This window comes from Corallococcus terminator (assembly GCF_003611635.1).
GTDB lineage: Bacteria > Myxococcota > Myxococcia > Myxococcales > Myxococcaceae > Corallococcus > Corallococcus terminator.
This window is the reverse complement of sequence record NZ_RAVZ01000593.1, coordinates 1-2436: the sequence shown is the minus strand read 5'-3', so window position 1 is coordinate 2436 and position 2436 is coordinate 1. Positions and strand designations below refer to the sequence as shown.

The window sequence follows — 2436 nt, the reverse complement described above, 5'->3', positions numbered from 1 at the left end:
CCTCTTCCTTCCCGTCCGCCTTGGCGCTCCTGGCGGCGCTGGTGCTGTGCCTGGGTGCGCTGCCTGCGCGGGCTCAGGTGTCCCGGACGCTGAGCACGCCGGGCCCCACGGCGCAGGCGCAGAAGGTCTACAACCTGCTGACGGACCTGGAGAACAACAGCCGCAACGGTGGGACGAAGCAGACCATCATGGGCCAGCACTGCGAGGCCCAGAAGGAGTCCTACGCGGGCGAGTACTGGGTGAAGGTGGGAGACATCTCCGGCCGGCGTCCGGGCTTCGTGGAGTTCGACTTCGGGCCGGGCAACAACCGCGCGACCTACAGCGAGTCATACGTGGACTACGCGGTGGGCTTCGCGCGCGACCGGTTCATCTACGGGGAGGGCATCGTCGGCTTCAGCTTCCACCAGTCCTACCCGGGCGCGCCGGTGAAGAGTTGGCCGAACAACTTCCGGCAGTCCTGGATGGATTCCAACTGGATGGGCCGGGTCATCAACTGGCAGGCCAACACGGCGGAGTACCAGGCGCTGCTGCGCGACCTGTCCTTCGCGGCGGACAAGCTGACGATTCTGCGGGATGCGGGCGTGCCGGTGCTGTACCGCCCCTTCCACGAGATGAACAAGAAAGGGAGCGCGTCCCCGTTCTGGTGGGCGAACCAGGATCCGTACCAGTACAAGCAGCTCTGGAACATCGCGCACGACTACCTGGTGAAGACGCGCGGGCTGAAGAACCTCATCTTCGTCTGGTCGCCGTATGAGTGGGACGGGACGTACGGAGGGGACGCGGCGGCCTACTACCCGGGCAGCGACCGCGTGGACGTGGTGGCGGTGGACATCTACCACGGCAATCCCTACTTCCCGGCCCAGTTCTACACGGGGCTCGCGGGCTACAACAAACCGCGCATGGTGGCGGAGACGGACAAGCTTCCGGTGCGCTGGGGTGACAGCCGCTACGGGACGGTGTCGGAGCTCGACTCCCGTCCGTGGGCCATCTACTCCGTGTGGGGTGATTCGCTCGTCTACAACCTGGGCACGACGAGCCCGAACGACTGGAACGTGTCCAGCAACTACAAGGCCATCAAGGACACGTATGGGTATTACGGCACGTACTGGCGGGTGCTGACCGGCGGCAGCAACGCGACCTACAACTGGGGCGCGTTGCGCTGACGGGACCGCGTCACCAGTTCGTGGGGCGGTAGTCCTTGAAGAAGTTGCCCCAGACGAACTCGTTCGTGTTGATGGCGGTGATGATGGGGTCGACGATGCGCGCGGCCCCGTCCACGATGTCCAGCGGAGGCTGGAAGTCCAGCTCCTGCACCTTGCGCTCGGCGTGGAGGATGGGGTCCTCGTCCGTCACCCAGCCGGTGTCCGCCGCGTTCATGAAGATGCCGTCCCGGGCGTAGTCCGCCGCGGAGGTGAGCGTCATCATGTTGAGCGCGGCCTTGGCCATGTTGGTGTGCGGGTGCTTGTCCGTCTTGGTCCCGCGCGAGAAGCTGCCCTCCATCGCGGACACGTTGACGATGTGGCCCGGCTGCGAGCGGTCGCGCATCATCAGCGGCTTGAGCTTGCCCACGAGGATGAAGGGCGCCACCGCGTTGATGAGGTGCACCTCCAGCATCTCCGAGGTCTGCACCTCCGACAGCTTCAGGCGCCAGGAGTTCGTCTTGCGCAGGTCCACCTGCTGGAGGTCCGCGTCCAGCCGGCCCTGCGGGAAGAGCGCCTGCGTGTCGGGCTCCTGCTCCATCGCGTAGGGCAGGAGCGACAGCGCCGCCGACGAGTGGATGCCCAGCGCCGGGTCGCTGCTGCGCCACGTGGTGGCCGACAGCGCCGTGCTCACGTCCGTGTCACCCGCTTGCAGCACGTTGCCCGGGGTGCCGGGGTTGAGGGCGGGCCGCAGCGCCGCGATGCAGGCCTGGTGGCCGGCGAGCAGCGGGCGCACCTCCTGGGGCAGGGTGTTCGCGTCCCGCAGCTCACCCTCCAGCAGGTGCCGGTAGAAGCCCGGCGGCCGGCGGACCGTCTGCGCCGCGTTGTTGATGAGGATGTCCAGCTTCGCGTGCGTCTCCTCGATGTGGCGCGCGAACAGCTCCACGCTGGGCGCGTGGCGCAGGTCCAGGCCGTGCACGTGCAGCCGGTGGGACCAGTCCGCGAAGTCCGGCTCGCGCGCGTAGCGGAGCACCGCGTCCTGCGGGAAGCGCGTGGTGGCGATGACCGTCGCGCCCGAGCGCAGCAGCATCAGCGACGCCTGGAAGCCAATCTTCACGCGGGCGCCGGTGATGAGCGCCACCTTGCCGTTGAGCTGCGCCTGCTGCGTGCGGCGGGAGTAGTTGAAGTCACCGCATGCGCTGCACAGCATGTCGTAGAAGAAGTGGAGCTTGCGGTACTCCTGCTTGCACACGTAGCACTTGCGAGGCTCCTCCAGCACGCGCTCCTCGGTCTCCGT

At 67.3% G+C, this 2436-nt stretch carries 2 protein-coding genes; one reads left to right on the top strand and one right to left on the bottom strand.

The annotated features are described in order from the left end of the window. Positions 1-41 precede the first annotated feature (41 nt). Positions 42-1163 (top strand): glycoside hydrolase family 26 protein, encoded by a 1122-nt coding sequence (locus D7V88_RS40505; RefSeq protein ID WP_244238662.1) that lies wholly within the window; start codon positions 42-44, stop codon positions 1161-1163. A 10-nt stretch (positions 1164-1173) separates the two neighbouring features. Here the strand turns inward: D7V88_RS40505 and D7V88_RS40500 are convergent. Then, on the bottom strand, positions 1174-2436 hold a 1263-nt coding region (locus D7V88_RS40500), incomplete at its 5' end, for an SDR family NAD(P)-dependent oxidoreductase (RefSeq protein ID WP_147449108.1).